The sequence below is a fragment of the Vreelandella rituensis genome (assembly GCF_003336665.1).
Classification (GTDB): Bacteria; Pseudomonadota; Gammaproteobacteria; order Pseudomonadales; family Halomonadaceae; genus Vreelandella; species Vreelandella rituensis.
Map to the genome: position 1 here is coordinate 298,545 of NZ_QPIJ01000001.1, position 17,059 is coordinate 315,603.

A 17,059-nucleotide genomic window follows, 5' to 3' on the forward strand; every position below is an offset into this window, starting at 1 on the left:
CTTGGGTTAGCCGCCAGGGCCTCTAAAAGCGTAAGCCTTGCCGAATGAATTGTTGTACTTGCTCGGTTCTGGCTTGGTTTCCGGTTCCGCAGCTGTGGGAGCCTCGCCCGATACTTCGGTACAATTCCAGTTCGACGTGGCAGCTACTTCGCCGTCCAAGCCTTGGGAGATGGATGCCGCCTGCTCCGGGCCAACCATGGTCGCCATGCGGGCAAGGGCGTCCCCGTAGCTTTGCTTGATGCGTTCGACAAGTGACAGAGATGAGGGAGTGCTTTCCGCGGCTGCCAGGGTTCCTGCCTCAGCCGTGGTGGCGGCCATCGTTTGGGCGCTTTCTCTCAGGTAGTCGTTGACGCGCTCATGAAGGTTGATCGTGTACGGGGCCGGCTCTGGTGACCCTGTTGGTGTCTGCGCGGCCTGGTGAGCCTCTGGAGTCGGCTGCTGCGCATGAGCGGCGGCAGGCTGGGCCTCGGGAATGGGCTGCTGCACCTGGGCGGTGGCAGGCTGGGCCTCGGGAATGGGCTGCTGAGCATGGGCAGCCACTTCGGGTGCCGGTTGAACGTACTGCGGCTCTCCATGCAGGATATCCAGCGGTAACTGGATGGTATCGCCGGGGTAGATCAAATCGGGGCTGGTGATGGTGTCCAGGTTGGCCGCGGCAATCTGATCGACCAGCCCGCCTGCGCCATAGACCCGCTCACTGTCCCAGGGAATACCTTCTTCGACAAGCGCCCGCTGAATGAGATCCGACAGAGTATCGCCAGGCTGAACGGTGTACTCGATGGGTGGAAGTGGCACTGGTTCGATCGCTGGTTCGACCGTGGGTGATGTCACCGTTTCGGAAGCTGTCGCTGCATCGAGCGTGGGCGGGCTGGGCGGTGTGGCCGTTTCGGTGACGGTCAGGGCTTCGCCAAATTCGGCCAGGTAGGCTTGCTCCAGGGAAGTGGCATCGATGCCCTGTTCCACCATGACCCGAAGCACGTCCTCTGGCGAGGTCGAGAGGTTGAGGATATCGATCATCTCAGCCTGGCCAAGGATCGCCCCTTGATGAAAGAGATTGATCTGGGTGGCAGGAATCCCGGCCTCATGCAGTGCGCCTGACAATTGATGGGCACTGATGGAGGTGATGCCATTGCTGGAACCGTCAGCGTTCTCCGGGTTTGCCACATCTTGGGTGGCAGTGTTACCCGTCTCGTTAGTATTGGAACCCTCCATCGAGGCACTTGGATCACTGATGCCTGCGACCTCACGGGCGGCGGCTATGGCCTCTTCACTCACTTGATCGCCAGCCCCTGCGACCTCTCGGGCAGCGGCTATGGCGTCGTCGCTCAGCCATTTGTCGGGTTGCTCCCCCAAGGCCGTCAGCCCCTCCGGGGAAATCAGGCTGCTTGCCGTGACGGTTCCGGTGACCAGCGCCCCCAGCGCCACCATGCCGGCCACCCTGCCGAAGGTCATAATCTTGCTCTTGGACGCCTTGTAGGCGAGTCGATTCATGTGATCGCTCGCCTTGTCGTAATTCTGCTGCGAAACAATGTCATGCCTGACCAGGGCGTCACCGGCGCTGCGCACCAGACGCTGCCCCGCGTTCTTCATGTGAGGTAGCATGCGCGTCATCACCTGACTGACCACCATGGCCGGAGCCGCGGCCCCACCGGTACCCACAAGCATCCCCGCCATCAAGCCGTAGCTGCCGTACTTGATCAGGTTCTGCTTGAATTCCGGTGATTTGGCGGCGGTCTTTATCTGGTCAAACAGAGAGGGTTCGTCGGGATAGGTGTTGCTGTACTGGGCGGCCAGGCGAATCACGTCATCGATTTTGCCGTCTGGGTGATCCTGGTAAAGATCGGGGGCATGCTCTTTGAAAAAGGCATGGGCCTCGGATATCTCCGGCATGTCCATAGCGGCTCGCTCTGCGGCAAGCTCCTGGGCAATGTCAGGGAACATCTCCTTTGGCGACATCAGGCTGGTGCGGGCAACGCTGCTTTGAACGGCCTCGGCGAGCGCCTGCCCTTCGAGACCATCATCGCGGTGCTTTTTCGCCATCGACTGAACGAAATGATCGATATGACTGCGCCGCTGGCGATCCTGGCGGTTGCGGTTGGCTTCGGCTTCATGCTCCAGCAGCCGTTCGATAATGAGCAGGTTTTCCTGCACCTGTGAAATGCTGAACAGGTTGGTTTCGTTATTTACGGGTGAGAAATTCTGGTTCGCGTCGGGCATGGCATCGAATCCTTGGGGCGATCATCCGGTTATGGCCATCGCTCAATTCAGTTGCGTTACAGGCGTTGCTCGGGCTGGCGCGTGTCGCTCTATCAAGCCTGTGTCTTCTTCCTCAATAGGGGTCAGGCGGAAAAAACGGGCGAAACTTTTTCACTGTCACCGGCGTCAGCCCAGAGTCGGCCCGCTAACTGCTTTCCTGCCGGGTGGGGCGGCACGTTCGCTTGCTGTCAGTTTCGCAAGCCTGGGGGTGACGAAGGCCGCAATGATGGCAAAGTGCGACAGCGCATAATCGGCGTCTTCTTCGTCGTAATTTGAGCAGAAGCCATCGGTGGTTGTTGGCACGGCTTTGCAGGGCTCACCACCGATCACGCTCCAGAACCGGCAGGCATCTTCCACCCGGTGCACGCCGTTGGCGTCGAGAAGCAGTCCTCTTTCAGGATGGTGAAGGCCGCTATGGACGGGAGCTCCACCGCCTGCGGTTCGGATCATCACGACATTCTCCACATCGAGGCGGTCGGCAAGCGCTGCCGTGAGCGAATGGCAGTCACCGTGAGCCAGGCCCATGATGCAGCTTTCAAGATCATTGCCCTCGGGGGAGTTGAGGGCGTCGGAAAAGCTGTCGCTATGCTCCAGCGGTTCAGCGAAGGGGGCAATCTCGCCGCGCAGGAAGGCTCTCGCAAAATCGAGACCGGCGCGATGCAGGGGGCAGTCAGCGGTGGCTGCGGGCGACAAGAGTGCGGGCGGGATGCGTTGATCCATGTCGGTACCTGTTGGGCATGTGGCGAGGCGTCATACACCCCTATAGGGGTCAGGGCATAGGGAGCGGGCGACAAAAAAACCGGCCTGAGCCGGTTGAAGATGACGCAAGCTTGCTGCTGCTTAACTCAGCCGCTTGAAGAAGCCGCCTGAGGGCGCATCCGAAGCGACGTTGCGGTCATTGCCTGCGGGAGACTCAGGAATGATATTGCCGCCCTGGGTAAGCATCTCGAGGGTCTGCTTGAAGCTGTAGTAACAGCCGGTGCTTTCCTTGCCGAGCCCTTCGAGGGTGCCGGCAATCTGGTGAAAGCGCCCTTCCTGGATGGTGGCGCGAATCCCGCCCTGCCCTTCGGGGATAATCACAAGCTCGGGGTGCAGCACCCGCCCCGGCCTGCCGCCGCCCACTGGCAGCAGCTGCTGGCTGATGATCCCCACCAGGCTTTCGGCCAGCTGGGAGCGAATCATGCTCTGCTGCTCCACCGGGTAGGTCTCGATGATGCGGGTGATGGATGAACGCGCATCGCGGGCGTGAAGGGTGCCCAATACGAAGTGACCGGTTTCCGCCGCCCTGAGCGCCAGGGAGATGGTTTCCAGGTCTCGAAGCTCACCAATCATGATCACGTCCGGGTCTTGGCGCAGCGCGCCCTTGAGACCGTCAGCGAAGCTCGAGGCATCAATGCCAATCTGGCGGTGGCGCACGATGCTTTCTCGGGAGGCATGCCAGTATTCGATGGGATCTTCGAGGGTCAGTATCAGGCGTTTTTCGCGGCGATTGATCAGATCCACCAGGGCCGCAAGCGTCGAACTCTTGCCCGAGCCTGTGGCCCCGGTAGTAAGAAAGAGGCCCGTCTTGCGCTTGGTCAGCGCTTCAAGCGGGGCTTTGAGTGAAAGTAATGAACTGGGAATCAGGTTTTCAAGCTGTGGAATTTTAGACGGGAGTGCCCGCAATGCCACCCCAAAGCCTTCCATGTCACTCTCATAGAGCGACATACGCCAGTTGCCCATTTCCCCGAGACGCAAGACTTCTTCGATGTCGGCCATCGACTTGCGGTAAGGGCTGCTGTTGTCGGCGACAAGGGCATCCAGACGATGAATCAGACGCTGGTTCAGGGGGTTGTCCCCGTCGAAGGTCTTGAGCATGTCGTTGATGGCCGCGAACAGCGAATGCCCCTTGTCGGCGACCGACATCAGGGGAACCATCGCGTCTTTGAGCTCATCCGGCACCTTGAGGGGCTGGATAAGACCGCCGATACGGGCCTGGGCACCGGTGAAGGTACCGAAATGAAAGTCGCTAGCGCCGGCCTCGACTGCGGAGGCCAGGACGTGGGCGAGAACATTGGGGGGTGACATTGCGGGCACTCCTATCTCTCCTTTTAGAGGTTCAATGTGGATCGATCAGGCTTACGCCTCGTAGTCGACCGTCCAGGTGCAGTCGCAGTCGGTTTGCTTGAATCCGCAGTTGTCGCCGTGGATGTCATGGTCACCGTCAAGCGAAAAGACGCTGGAATAATCGGTCACGGTGTAGTTGCCATGGCCGATGGCTTGGCTCAACAGTTCCTGCGAAGGCGCATTGGCGCAGGTAGTCTCGGCCTCTGCTACAGGGGTGCCATGCTTCACGCTGTTGCCATTCTCGCTCGGGAAGGTGTAAGAAAAGGTGATGGTGCCACCTTCCCCTGCGGTCGGCTCCTCAAGCTCAGGCGTTTCTTCCGGCAGTGCCTGGAGGGTGCTGATCGGTACCCACTGATCCTCAAAGCAGACGTGCAGTGCGAAGCCCTTGCCAGGGGCGTAGCCCATGTAGCCTTGCTCGGCATCGCCGTCACAGGAATCGACGGAGGTGTCCTTCAGGCGAACGTAATCGCTGCGCGTAAAGGTGACGTTGTTGGTGCTGGCCGTCTCGCCGGAACCGGTTTGAGCCGCGGAGTCCAGCTCACCGGTGGAGGTGCCGCCTTCGACCGCCATGACCTGGGTGGATGCCAGCAAAGCGCTGGTTCCCAGGGCAAGTGCCAGACCGATAAGGCCGGCCTTGAGGGGGTTTGCTTTCATGTGATGCTCCTTCTTCTTACTGTGGATGACTGCCATGGGGCAGTCGCTTGTCGGGCGTTACCGCCGCCCGAAAATCGTTGTGTCAGCCGTCGAGCGTGAGAACCACCTCTTGCTGCCAACCACGGCTATGCCGGGCATGCAGGGTTATTTTCCGCTCGGTGACGGCATGCACGACAGGGACGATAAGCTCGAAGTGGTGGTTGCCATCGTGGTCGGAAAAACGGGTCTTGAGCTGCTGGTGCAATGGCTCGCCCACCTGGTAGGCGATGCCGTTGATGATCGCGCCCTGCTGGTGCGGCAGAAGGGCCTGCACACGGAAGGCGCTGCGATGACGTTCCAGGAAATTGATCGGATCGACCTCGCGTGCCGACTCTTCTTCATCGTCGGTCTCGACAGTTCTTGTCTGAAGAAAGGCCGGCGCGGTCAGGGTGCTTGCGCTGGCCATGGCGCCGAAGGCTTCGTTGAGGTTCACCCCTTCCATTGAGACGAGGGCAATGCCCTTTCGCGCCTCCACCAGTACCGGGTAGAACCCTTGCGGGGATGCCTTGTGTTCAGCTGAACTGGTAAGTTTTGGCTGGAATACCTCGAGACTTGCCAGATGCAGGTCGAGCATTTCCACACCCCGATAAAGGCCGCCAAGCGCCATGCCGCCAATCAGAAGGGCTTTGAATTTCGGGCTCATGCATCACCTCGATCACGCAGTAGCATGCAGACATTGCTTAGTTCGGCTTCACCGAGCTCGCGGTCACCGTAAATAGTCAGGCCGTCAAAGGTGATGTCCTCGGCGCGGGCCATCTCGCCCAGGCCCTGCATCAGCTTGGTGTAGTCCTCGGCCTGCACCAGCAGTCGATCACCCTGGGAAGCCACGCAGACTTCGATCAGGCCGATGTGCTGTTTCTTCACCAGGAAAGGGCTATCGCTGGTCAGATGGAATTGGCCGAGATCGCTGGCCAGCCCAAACCGGCGTAAATTCAGTAAGCGATAAAGGCCCAGCACGTCCTTGGCTTCATTGATGTGGCGAAAGCCGTGATCCCAGTCCTTGGCCTGAGCGGAAAGCTCTTCGTAGGTATCCAGGTGATGAGCAACCTGAACATTGATCCGCTCCTGGCGATCAGCCTTGTCCTGCAAGGTCTGCTGGGCCTTGGTGGCGGAGTGCGCGAGCAGCCCGCTGGCCAGAAATGTCATCAGGGTGATCATCGGCAGTAGCGCGGTGCTTTTCTTGACGTTATTCATTGCCGACGACCTCCACCACAAAGGCGCGAGTGGCGCCGCGCTCACTGATGCCACGTTGGCGGGACAGGCGCATGGACATGCCGGAGTTACGGCTAAGCTCCCCCAGTACATCCCTGCCCTGTTCAAGCGCGGGTATTTGGGTGTTACTCGGCACCACAATGTCCAGTCGGCTCCTGATGCCGGTCTCGGCCTGAGCGATCTTGGGTAGCATCTCGATGCGCTGAATCTGGGCGGCGGGGATCTGATGGATGGCCCCTGCCAGGCGAAGGGCGTTGTCCACGTGGAGAACCTGGCTATCGTCACGCTCTTGACGCACGAACTCGCTTTGCGCCTGGAGCACATCAAGGCTGATGCGATTGCTGGTCTCGCGGGTCATGCGCAGCTGCAAGCGCTCTGCCACCTGATGGGCGTCACGGTATTCGAGGTAGGGCGTTCCCACGGTATAGGCGTAGTACCCGGCCCCGGCGACAACCACCAGCAAGGGGATCATCAGGTGACCCTGTAGCCCTTTGCCGGGGGCCAGGCGCGTGGGCATGATGAAGCGCAGCAGGGGGCTTTGGGGGCCGTGGTAGCGATCGATGCCCACGCCTTTCCATTCCGGCAAGGGGTGGCATTGCTCGATACTGCATTCTGGAAAGGTTTCGCGGATGCTCTGGATGGTATTGCGCACCAGGTCATCAAAGTCGATCGCGGGTGACGGCGGCAGGAAACGCTCGGCCACGTCCTTGAGCTTGCCGCTCTGGAACACCATCATCAGCAGGTTCGTACCGGTTTCGTCCTGCTCGCCACCGAGCATCACCACGACCTTGCGCGTCCGATGAGAGCGCCAGAGCCCCAGGCGAAGATAGCCTTCGGCCATGAGTTTCACGCGCCCTTTTGACTCGGTGACTTCATCATCGACGTAGATGTGCAGCTGGCTACGCGCCCGCCCCATGCGCAGCGGCGATTGAGCGGAAAGGCTTTTCACCCAGGTCATGTTTTTCGGACGTTCGTCATCAAGGCTCAGGTAGACGCTGCGCCCGACCAACGTGGCGGTATCACCCTTGGTGGAGGGGTCGGCGCCCGCGTCTTTTGGGTGACGCTTGAGAGAAGGCAGTCTGATGCGCACTAGATTCTCCCTGTGGATGCGATCATTTCTATTAACATTGCCGCCATGGGGGTCACGATCATGCCGGCGGCCATGGCAATGGCGATCAGCTGCGCGACAAAGATCACTTGCCCCAGCCGACGCGTGCCCTGCCAGATCAACTCCGGGGATACACGCTCCAAGGATTCATCCAGTCGCCCGGTCTGGGCGGCCGTGATAAAGGCGGTGGTGATAAAGAACGGCAACCACTGCTTGCGTGGATCGTCGTCGTCCAATTTGTCGGTGTTGACGGTGGTCTCGAGCGCGACGTTTTTCGCCAGATCGCTGCTGATTCGCTGGATGGCTTCCCGCATGGGCTCGGGCAAGGTGCGCTCGGTAATCATTAGGGATTCGCGGGTACCCAGGCCGGACTTCACGCACAGGGCGACGTAGCGCGCCCAGAGGCCAAAGCGCAGATCGGCTATGGCTTTATTGAGAAAGGGAATCTTGAGGATGACCGTCTGCGCCCAGGGTTTGAAACCGGGGCGAGTCATACCGAAAACGATGGCAGCTAGGGTGCCGACAATGCTGATGCCCAGCATGTAAAGATTCTCGACCACATAGTCCTTGGCGGTAAGCGAGAACAGCATGATGCCAGCGACCTTATCGCGCCCCAGGGCCTCGGCAATGTTGGGCATGACCTGCAAGAGGAAGAACAGCCCCACTATCATCCCGGAAAATGCCATCCCCAGGGGGTAATAGATCTTGGCAAGCTGGCCCATCACGTCGTCCTCGATGAGCTGGGCGTCGTAGATCCCGCGCAGCACTTCCTCCACCTGCCCCGCTTGCTCACCGGCTTTAAGCACCTCGACCAATGAGGGTGGCCAGGCTTCCTTCATCACCTCCGACAGAGCGCGGCCGTCATTGACGGAGAGAACGCCGTTGTGCCAGAGCAGCTTGTGCGCCGGCATGGTCAGTTTCATGCGCTCAAGGGATTCGCTCAACGGCATGCCGGCAGCGAGAAACCCTGCCAGCAGGCGTGAGGAAAGCTTGATTTCGTTGCGTTTCATCATGGGTCGTGTCCGCTATGTCAGCACTGATCCGAGTTCGACGCGCCCCTCATGGAGCAGCGTCATCACCGAATCGAGAAGGGTCAGGGAGCGGTGTCGGGCGACCTCGGCGTGTTTTGCCTGGCGCTGAACCACCATATCCATCGTGTCGTCACGTGCCTGGCGGGTCATGGGCAATGACTCGCAGATGGGCAGCTGGCCGTTGTAGCCGTTGCGGCACTCGTTGCAGCCGTCCTTGTTGGCACGCACCACGGTTTCCGGCAGCGTGGCCTTTTCCCCCATGCGCGCCAGGTAGCTGTCAAACAGCCATTGTTCTTCTTCGGTTGATGGGGTGCGCTCAGAGCAGTGAGGGCAGACGGTCTTGATCAGGCGCTGCGAGATCACCAGGCTTACCGCCTCGATCAACTGAAAGGCTTTGGTTTCGGGCACCAGGCGCCCGAGCAGATCAATGCCGGACACGGTGTCGTTGGCGTGCAGCGTCGAGACCACCACGTGCCCGGAGGACGCCGAGTCGACGCAGATTTCGGCGGTTTCCATGTCGCGGATCTCGCCTACCCAGATCATGTCCGGATCATGTCTTTTAAATGCGCGCAGCATCTGCTCGAGTCGCCCGGCCTGCCCTTCCTTGGCAGAAGGCTCGAACTGAATCACGCCGGCGATGTGGCGCTCGATGGGATCTTCGAGCGACAGGCGTTTGCGCTTTTCGCCGAAAATATTGACGTGTTCGTTGATGGCGCCAGCAATGGTGGTCGATTTACCCGAGTTGGTCGGCCCCACCACGATGATCAGCCCGCTGGTCAGGCGCATGGCGAGGCTGAGATCTTTAATCACCTGCTCGGGCAGGCCCAGGGCTTTGACCTCGATGGGCTTGCTGGTCTGGGGCAGCACGCGCAGGGAGATCGACATGCTGTTGTTGAGATCGCCGCGGTGGTTGGTGGGGATGAACGAGCAGCGCAGAAAGCAGGCCCCAACCGATGAGCGATAGGCGATACTGCCGTCTCGAGGCTCGGAGATGCGGGTAGCCTGGGTGGGGTTGGCGCCCGATTGGGTCATCAAAAACCGCTTGATGCTGCTCGCCATCTCCGGTGAGTAGCTGGAAAGCCCTTCGGGAGTCACCAGATCGCCGTAACGGCGCACGGCCACTTCATAGCCGCCGTTGCGTGCCGGCATCAGCGAAATGTCGTTGATTTCTTCGGCCAGGCAGTAGTCGAGCAGCCGTGCCAGGTCTTTCTCCACCGGGGAGATGTTGGTGGCGGTCTTGGACACCACCCACTCGTTGGCGTAGCGGCCGACGCCGGTGGTGTTTTCGTCGCTGGATTGAAGCTCGCGCAACGCCTTGGCGACCGACAGGGGGTGACTCAGGGCGACATGCAGCTCACCGCCATGCAGGTTGACGACTTCCTGATAAATCGCGCTATTAAGGACTTCGCCACGGCCCTGAGAGCGGAAACGCGAAAGCTGCGTATAGGTGGCGAACACCAGGGCCAGCGTACCTTCCGGCTCGGTCAGCACCAGCAGGGCGTCGTATCGGTCGAGTTCGGCTATGACTTCGGGCGAGATCTTGCTCAACACTTCCATTTCCGCCAAGGGGTAAAACGGCGCTTCGGTGCAGGCGGCCATGTAGCGGTCGGCATCCAGGGCGGTCTGGGGCTCGACGTTCTGGATGTATTCCAGGGTGCGGGTGTCTTTGGGTTGATCGCTGAGCAGCTCCGAGAGGCGCTCATCCGTGAAGTGTCCGCGAGATACCAGGAATTCCCCGCTGCGCATGCTGCGGGTGGCAATCACTTCCTCGGCGGCGGCAATGGCCAGCGGGGTCGCAGTCTTCCAGCCCCACTTGTTGAGTAGTTCTTTAACCTCGCGCGACAGACCGTCGATGGCCCCGGCAGCGACTTTATCGGTTGCCTGAACGTTTTGAGGAATGATGCGGCTTAACATGCCTGACATGGGCGAATCACTCCTTAGAAGTACGGCAATCGGTGGGTGATGGCCTTGCCAAAGGGGCTGCCTTTGGCGCGCAGGGTCAGGACGTGATCGAAGGCGGTGCCGGCGGGTGTGGGGGTAATCTCCCACTCCAGCATTTTTCCCCAGACGCTCACCACATCAGCGCATTCCACCGGGAGGCTGTCCCACTGCACCACGCTCTCGCAGATGGGATGATCCCCCGCCGCCAGCCCGCCCAGAGACGCAGCGATCGAGGTGGAGACCACGCTGTCGCCGGCATCAGGCGTTCCCAGAGGGGTGCCATCGGCGAGCACCAGGGCCGGGAAGCGTCCATGGGCGGCGTGGTAGAGCGCCAGCCGGTTGGCCAGCACTTGCAGGCGCTGGCGCTGAGCGACGATTTCGTCACCGGCAAACTGGTAAGGCGAGACGCGGCTGAAGGTGTACTTTTCGGTGGCGAAGATCGGCGGGCACCAGGCGCCGCCGTCAAGCCAGCCCAGGCCGTCGACGTCTTCGCAGGCGCTGAATTCAGGTGCCAGAAATTCCTCGATGGGCTGCGGCGGCGGCAAGTGAATCAGCATGCCCCGCTCCAGGTTCGGCTTTGTCGCGCTGAAGGCCGCCTTGACGAAATGCACCGAGGGCATCGGATGCTCGAGCGCAGCCGCCCAGGCCGGCACGCGGCTGGCAAGGGTGGCGGCATCCGGCATTGCCCGGTGGCGTTTCTGATAAATGGACACATCCTCAATGGCGAGTTCGAGCAGGTTGGTGTGCTGCTCGTAGCGGTACCCATCCTGTTGCTCGCGGTAGTGGTCCACGAGCAATAGGGTGTTCACCGAAATAAACATGCTGAAACCGACGAGGATCAGTGCAACGAGCATATCGGTCTCCTGTGTGTCCGCCGCCCCGAAGGGCGGCGGGGGTGCTACTTGAGGGGTTGGCTTACAGGCGGAACTTGGCGGTCCAATCGTCAGCGCCAACGGTTCCGCTCACGATCAACGGGGAGCTTGCGCTGTTGTAGACACCATTAGCGGCATAGCCCAGTACAGTGCCAAGGTCTTCGTCGGTGTAACGTGCCACCAGGCGGGAGGCGACGGTTTCCGGCAGGTCGGCGAAGGTCACGAACTCAACTTGGCTACCCGCAGCAAGGGGGGCTTCTGCTCCATCTTCAAACGCCACCGTATAAGCACCAAGCATGTTGGTGCTGTTCAGGCCGCTGTAGTTGGGACGATGGCCGGACGATTCGTAACAGGACGTGAAATCTGCATGCACGCCGACGCCACGGAAGATCAAGTCTTCGAGCTCACCTGGAGCACCAGCCGCCGACATCTGATTGACAGTGTTGGTCCGCAGGCCACAGCTCGCCGCGATCACGCCCACATCACCACGGACGTTGTTCATGATCCGTTCGATCTGGGTGGACTCGGTGCTGTCCTGAGGCGAGGTCATGCTGGGGGCGATGATCGCGAGAATCGCGCCGATCACGCCGATGACGATGATCAGCTCGATCAGGGTGAAGCCCTGCTGCTTACGGGCCTTGCGTGCCTTGTGCAGATCACGCTTTGCACGCTTGGAGAGCAGTGCCGGGGTTTGGAACATGGATTTCAGTTTCATGCTGGTTTCCTACCTTCTTTAGGGAAAGCCTGACGGCTCGCTACGTTTCGGACCCGAAGGCCCACTCTCAAAGGGTGATATGCACCCAGTTACCCGCGTCGTTCACCACATCCTTGCGAAAGCGAATGGCGCCATAAAACGGGGGCTTGTCTGGGTCCATCGTTACGCCTGGCGGGATGTAGTTGGGGCAAAACTCGATGGACTTGCCCCACGCCGTGCGTCCGTGCTCCTGGTACACCAGCCCGACGCGGGAAAGCACATCGGGCGATGTTGAGGATGAATCGATGTCAGTCAGCGAAATCCAGTTTTGGTAGCAGCGCGCATTGCCGGCGCCAGCCAGGTTGGAAACACTGCCGTCATCGGTTGCGCCGGTCAGCTGGCGGTAATCCTGATCACCGTCGCTTGCCGGATAGAAGTTGCTGTATTCGTTGTTCAGCAGCTCGCGGTCCATGTCGTTGGCACGTTCAGCGGACACGTAATCGCTGAGTGCCTGACGAATGCGTGTCACTCGCTGAGCGGTGGTGCCCAGAAGTGATTCTTGGAGGACGCGGTTACTGAACTGGTAGGCGGGAATCTCGGTACCCAAGGAGGGGTGAAATTGCGGGTCGCCGTTACTGTCGAGCGTCACCAGAGCGTCCGGCGCCAGCCCTTTATCCTGAGCATCGGCCAACATCAGCACGGTGGCATGCTGAATGGTCAGGGTGAGCATGGGACCGCCGCTTGCCCCGAACAGGGGTTCGTCGTCCGTCCGCTCAAACTTGCGGTAGCTGCGCTGGTTCTTGTTGGCGGTACCGTCATGGCGGGCCTTGTGCGGCGAGAGCCCTCGGGCGATATACAGGGCGTCAAGCACCCCGCCGGTGTCGTGGAGAATGTCGCTACTGTTCGGCACCGGATAGTCGTCGGGGATGTCGTCCGGCAGGCTGCCCACCACCTGCTGGCGAGTGGCGTACTGGGCCATGCTGCGCCCCACCAGCATGTTCTCGTAGGCATCCTGTTCCTGCTTGGCAATGCGCTGCATGGTGAGCATCCGCCCTGCCGCCGACGAAAAGATGGCCAGCACCACGCCGAGCGCGAACATCACGATGAGCAGCTCGATCAAGGTGAAACCGGATTGCCGGCGAAATGGGATGCGCATCATGCCCTCTCCTTAAAGTCGGCTCGGCAGGTCGTTGGGGGATTCATCGACGCTGACAGAGAGAATGACGTAGTAGGTCACGGCCTGATTCGACGCCGCTGACTGGCCGAAAATACCGCCCAGCGCTTTCTGTTGGCGCAGCTGCGTCACACCGCTTTCGTCCTGGGAGGCCGTGGTGAATTTCTGGCCGCCGACGATGATCGTCTCGCCGTCACGCAGCAGCAGTTCGCCGCTGAGCAAGATGTTTTCGATCAGTGGCACCCGCACCGGGATGGCCTGGATATTGGAGCCTGCCGCCAGGTAGGAGGTATCCTCCTGCCAGCCGGTCAGGTAGCGCTGGGTGATGCCGAGCTGGGTTCTCACCAAGCGACGGTCGATGTCATAGGACGGATTGACGTTGATGATCGATCCGATCCGGCGCTCGATTTCCTTGGATTCGATAGAAACGAGCACGGCGCCGCCTTCGGTCGCGGTGGTCTCTTGGCTGTAGCGGAAATAAACCACGGGCGAGGTGCGCTTGAAGGTGGTCGGCACCCCGGAGACGGTGGTGATGACCGGCTCGTTCTCGATCGACACGCTGCCCTGGGATTCCAGCCAGCCAAGGAACAGCTGCGCCCCGTCGATGCGACCACCAACGAAGCTGTTGGCGATGGCGCCAGCGGCGGTAATGTCGGTGCGGTTGCGCCCTGCGTCTTCCAGCGTCAGGCCGCCGAGGACATTGTTCTGTACCGCCAGGCCGGTCTTGGCCAATTCACCTGCGAACAGCGACAGGTCGAGCCCTTCGGTCTTGTCTTCGGTGGAACGGAATAGAACGATCTTGGCCTGGAGGGTAATGCGGGTATTGAGCATCTTGTTCAGACGCTCGAAATACTCGCCGAGCTCATCCTGAATCCAGCGAGGTGCCTGGACAGTGACAGTGCCTGTGTTGGGATTGACCGTATGTCGGCAGGCACTGGTTTCCTCAAGTGAGCCTTGCACGATGCGGGCAGCATCGTTTTGCAGGGTCTGTGCCAGCAACTGATCGGGGTCGTTACTGCTGTATCGATTTGCGGCTGACCCAACGGCCTCTCCCTCGCCGGGGGCAAGGATGGTGCAGCGGGCCAGAATTTCTTCTTCCAGGCTTTCCCAGAAATTATTGGTGGCCTGGATACCCATTTCGTCGGCTTCGGCTTCCTCCCCTGCGGCCGCTTCTTCATCGAGCTTGCCGAGCTTGCCGGAGTCGTAATTGGAGATGCGGTTGTTCAGGGTCAGGGTGTAAGAGCGACGCGGCAAATGGGTGATCCGCACCATGCGCGAACTGTCATCCACCTCATAGTCCACGCCCATGCTGCCCAGGATCATGCGCAGGGCATCCTGAGCGTTGCTGTCATGAATCGACAGGCCGGCGTAGTAGTGGCTATTGAGCGGAATGTCGCTGGTGATGTTGAGCCCCTGGCGCGAGAACATCTTCATGATCTGCATGAGGCTAATGGGGCCGTTTTCGGCCTCGCTCACGGTCATCGAAAACGGGATGCTCTTGAGCCACTGGCCGTTGTCACGCTCACGGGGACGGACATCCACGTAGACATCATGGACACGCTGCACGCTGGACAGGGAGCGATCGGGCGTCACCTGGCGCTCGAGAAACAAGGCTTCGGCTTCGGAGATCGAACTCTTGGCGCTATCGTGAAACGGCAGCACGATGCGTGGGTCGTCGCCGGAGGTGGCGCAACCGCTTAGCGCCAGCGCGATTGAAGCCGCTAGCAGTGTTTTGCCGAGATAGGCGCCAGGGCGTTTGGCAAGCACGGCGCGAAAGGCACTGGCGCGATCAAACGTCATTAAAGGCATGGCTCCCCCTGAGGCAGCACCTGGGCCACGCCATTGCCGGTATAAAGGCACAGGCGCACTGGGTAGGGTTCCATCAGTTGGGTGAGCGCTGAGACCGCGCTGGGGGCTTTTAGCCGGAAACTCTGGGGGATATTGAAATCGAGCTTGCCTTCGGGATCGGGTGTCCAGATGAGGGTGCTGTAACCGGCTTGGGCGGCCATGGTCTTCACGGACTCGGAGAGCCAGCCCTGGCGCACATCATAGTGGCGCGAGTCCTCGAAGCGGATGGTGTCGACCGCATCGATTGCGGGCACGGCGGCAGCGTGCGAGGCCGACGTAAACATCAGCGTGATAACGGCTAGTGACGAGCAAACCCGTTTATGCATGTCCCTTGGTTCCCTTGTGGCATTCGTGCCGGATTTGAGCAGCCTGATACTTGAACGTGGCGGCAAGTGCGCCAGCCTAGATCATGCGAATATTCCGGTGATGTGAGTAGTGTACCATTTTGGAAAGTTGCTTGGGGAAAGTTGCTTTACGGCCAAAAGCAACGAATTGGGCTAAACGGTGCTTATGGCGGGAATGTAGCGGAGTCGCATGCTGGATAAAGCCATACGCTGGGCCGTCTAGGTAAGGGTAAAGGGCGTCAATCTAGGTCTATCTGATGGTTATGTCAGGTTATCGGAAATAGTGAGGTGTTCGACCAGTAGGCCCGGCAGAAATTTGCTAAAGTGGGTTTGAAGAACCGCTTTCTGAGGATGATGCCCATGGGATTTTTCAGCTGGAAAACCGCCGACACACAGGAAAGTATTCCGGCGTGTAGCCACAACAGGCGAATGGTGTATCTGCTGCAGCCGGGAGGAGAGCCTCCTATCGGTGAGGGTGGCTACCAAGGCAATGGAAGTTTTGGCGGCGTCGATGCCCATGTCTGGCTGGCGGAGCGCAACCTGGCGGGCCATCCCGGGGTGAACATCGACGCCATGGACGAGGAGCAGAAGCGAGAAATGGGTATCGAACTTCTCCTGGGCGGCGTCATGCAAGATCAGGAGACGGGCGACTACTGGCACATCATGTCCGATCTGCGGCCACTGGTGCCGGGTCATTATTTCGCAGGGACGTTTGGCCAGACGATTCCTGAGTTGGGGCAGACCCCTGCCGAGCTTGAAGCCTCTGGGCGTTTTTGCGAGATTCCGCTAGGCGAGCTGATGGCGATTCCCTTTCCGCTGAAATTCAGCTTTGATCCCGAGGCGCAGTATGAAGCCCTTGAGGGCTCGAAAATCTGTCCGCGCCAAGGTGAGCCGCTGCCACCTGACGATGAGATCAGCGCCTGGGGCGATGGCTCTGCCCCTAGCTATCCGGTCACTGGGTCGCCTTCCAAGGGGCCGTCGATGTGATCGCTTGTGTGAGCGCGAAAGAGCATGCGGTTCACCGCTCTGGGTGAGCCGCAACAAGGTCTTTTTACGGAAAGGAATAAAGGAACAAAAGAAGGCGGTCTATTTGTCGCAATATTTCAGTGGCTTATACGCTCTGCTGTGACAAGGACTGCCTAGTGGCGACGACACGGACTACCGACTCAGCGTGACGCCAGCTACCTAGCCCTTCTCCCGCCAACGCCAGCTGCGACACGAACTACCGAGTATTTATCGCGCTGTGCGACACGAACTACCTAGTAGCCCCGTTCTGTGCGACACAAACTACCTAGCTTCCCAGCTGGTGCGACACGAACTACCTAGCTGCTGTGTCTGCCGAGCCTCGTTTTTCGCCGTATTTTGAGGGGTGCGACACGAACTACCTAGTTCGGGTGACACAAACTACCTAGCTGCCCTCCTAGTGCTCTCCTTCTGCGCGCCAGCCGCGAGCCAGGTCACTGTGCTAAGCAGTTTTTGTCGCATCGTGACGCCTTGGGAGAGCGAAATTCACCGGATGGGAGGGGTAACTAGGTAGTCGTTGTCGCAGCTTGGCCCTATTCCACCGGCCCTGCGACGGCAACTACCTAGCCGGGCGCCAGGTCTTGGCGTTGCGCCCTTCGCTTCCCTGCTAACTTTTCCACCACCCGTTGGCATAAGCCATACGGTAAAACAGCATCTTAGCGACCATTTTTCACCGGATGCTGACATAAAATGTCCGGGTAAACGTGGCATAAAGTTAAACGTGCGTTCGGACAGGTTGCTGACCAACGTTATTACG

General features: G+C 60.0%; 15 protein-coding genes. 1 reads left to right on the forward strand and 14 read right to left on the reverse strand.

Annotation, left to right across the window (positions count from 1 at the left end; translation table 11 throughout):
* Positions 1-6 precede the first annotated feature (6 nt).
* The 14 genes from DU506_RS01515 to DU506_RS01580 form a co-directional block, all read right to left on the reverse strand.
* Positions 7-2,217, reverse strand: coding sequence for a LysM peptidoglycan-binding domain-containing protein (locus tag DU506_RS01515; RefSeq protein ID WP_114485191.1), 2,211 nt, complete (start codon positions 2,215-2,217; stop codon positions 7-9).
* Positions 2,218-2,382: 165 nt separating this feature from the next.
* Positions 2,383-2,976, reverse strand: a complete 594-nt coding sequence (locus DU506_RS01520; protein WP_114485192.1) for a hypothetical protein — start codon at positions 2,974-2,976, stop codon at positions 2,383-2,385.
* Between the two features lie 120 nt (positions 2,977-3,096).
* Complete coding sequence (locus tag DU506_RS01525) at positions 3,097-4,323, reverse strand: type IV pilus twitching motility protein PilT (RefSeq protein ID WP_114485193.1); 1,227 nt, start codon at positions 4,321-4,323, stop codon at positions 3,097-3,099.
* Positions 4,324-4,374: 51 nt separating this feature from the next.
* Complete coding sequence (locus tag DU506_RS01530; protein ID WP_114485194.1) at positions 4,375-5,016, reverse strand: hypothetical protein; 642 nt, start codon at positions 5,014-5,016, stop codon at positions 4,375-4,377.
* Between the two features lie 82 nt (positions 5,017-5,098).
* On the reverse strand, positions 5,099-5,698 hold the full coding sequence (locus tag DU506_RS01535) for a hypothetical protein (RefSeq protein ID WP_114485195.1): 600 nt from the start codon (positions 5,696-5,698) through the stop codon (positions 5,099-5,101).
* Complete coding sequence (locus tag DU506_RS01540) at positions 5,695-6,249, reverse strand: hypothetical protein (protein WP_114485196.1); 555 nt, start codon at positions 6,247-6,249, stop codon at positions 5,695-5,697. Before DU506_RS01540 ends, DU506_RS01535 begins: the two co-directional genes overlap by 4 nt.
* Positions 6,242-7,357, reverse strand: coding sequence for a hypothetical protein (locus DU506_RS01545; protein WP_114485197.1), 1,116 nt, complete (start codon positions 7,355-7,357; stop codon positions 6,242-6,244). Before DU506_RS01545 ends, DU506_RS01540 begins: the two co-directional genes overlap by 8 nt.
* Positions 7,357-8,388, reverse strand: a complete 1,032-nt coding sequence (locus DU506_RS01550) for a type II secretion system F family protein (protein WP_114485198.1) — start codon at positions 8,386-8,388, stop codon at positions 7,357-7,359. The genes DU506_RS01545 and DU506_RS01550 overlap by 1 nt, the downstream gene beginning before the upstream one ends.
* A gap of 12 nt (positions 8,389-8,400) precedes the next feature.
* Entirely contained in the window at positions 8,401-10,329 is a 1,929-nt protein-coding gene (locus tag DU506_RS01555; RefSeq protein WP_114485199.1) for a GspE/PulE family protein, read from the reverse strand.
* A gap of 14 nt (positions 10,330-10,343) precedes the next feature.
* Positions 10,344-11,201, reverse strand: a complete 858-nt coding sequence (locus tag DU506_RS01560) for a hypothetical protein (protein ID WP_114485200.1) — start codon at positions 11,199-11,201, stop codon at positions 10,344-10,346.
* Positions 11,202-11,262: 61 nt separating this feature from the next.
* Entirely contained in the window at positions 11,263-11,934 is a 672-nt protein-coding gene (locus DU506_RS01565; RefSeq protein ID WP_114485201.1) for a prepilin-type N-terminal cleavage/methylation domain-containing protein, read from the reverse strand.
* Between the two features lie 67 nt (positions 11,935-12,001).
* Complete coding sequence (locus DU506_RS01570) at positions 12,002-13,072, reverse strand: type II secretion system protein (protein WP_114485202.1); 1,071 nt, start codon at positions 13,070-13,072, stop codon at positions 12,002-12,004.
* 9 nt (positions 13,073-13,081) lie between these two features.
* Positions 13,082-14,896, reverse strand: coding sequence for a hypothetical protein (locus tag DU506_RS01575; protein WP_114485203.1), 1,815 nt, complete (start codon positions 14,894-14,896; stop codon positions 13,082-13,084).
* Positions 14,887-15,261: a hypothetical protein gene (locus DU506_RS01580; RefSeq protein ID WP_114485204.1), complete on the reverse strand. Its 375-nt coding sequence runs from the start codon at positions 15,259-15,261 to the stop codon at positions 14,887-14,889. The genes DU506_RS01575 and DU506_RS01580 overlap by 10 nt, the downstream gene beginning before the upstream one ends.
* 378 nt (positions 15,262-15,639) lie before the next feature.
* Between DU506_RS01580 and DU506_RS01585 the strand changes: the two genes are divergently transcribed.
* Entirely contained in the window at positions 15,640-16,266 is a 627-nt protein-coding gene (locus DU506_RS01585) for a hypothetical protein (protein ID WP_181870662.1), read from the forward strand.
* Positions 16,267-17,059: the final 793 nt, after the last annotated feature.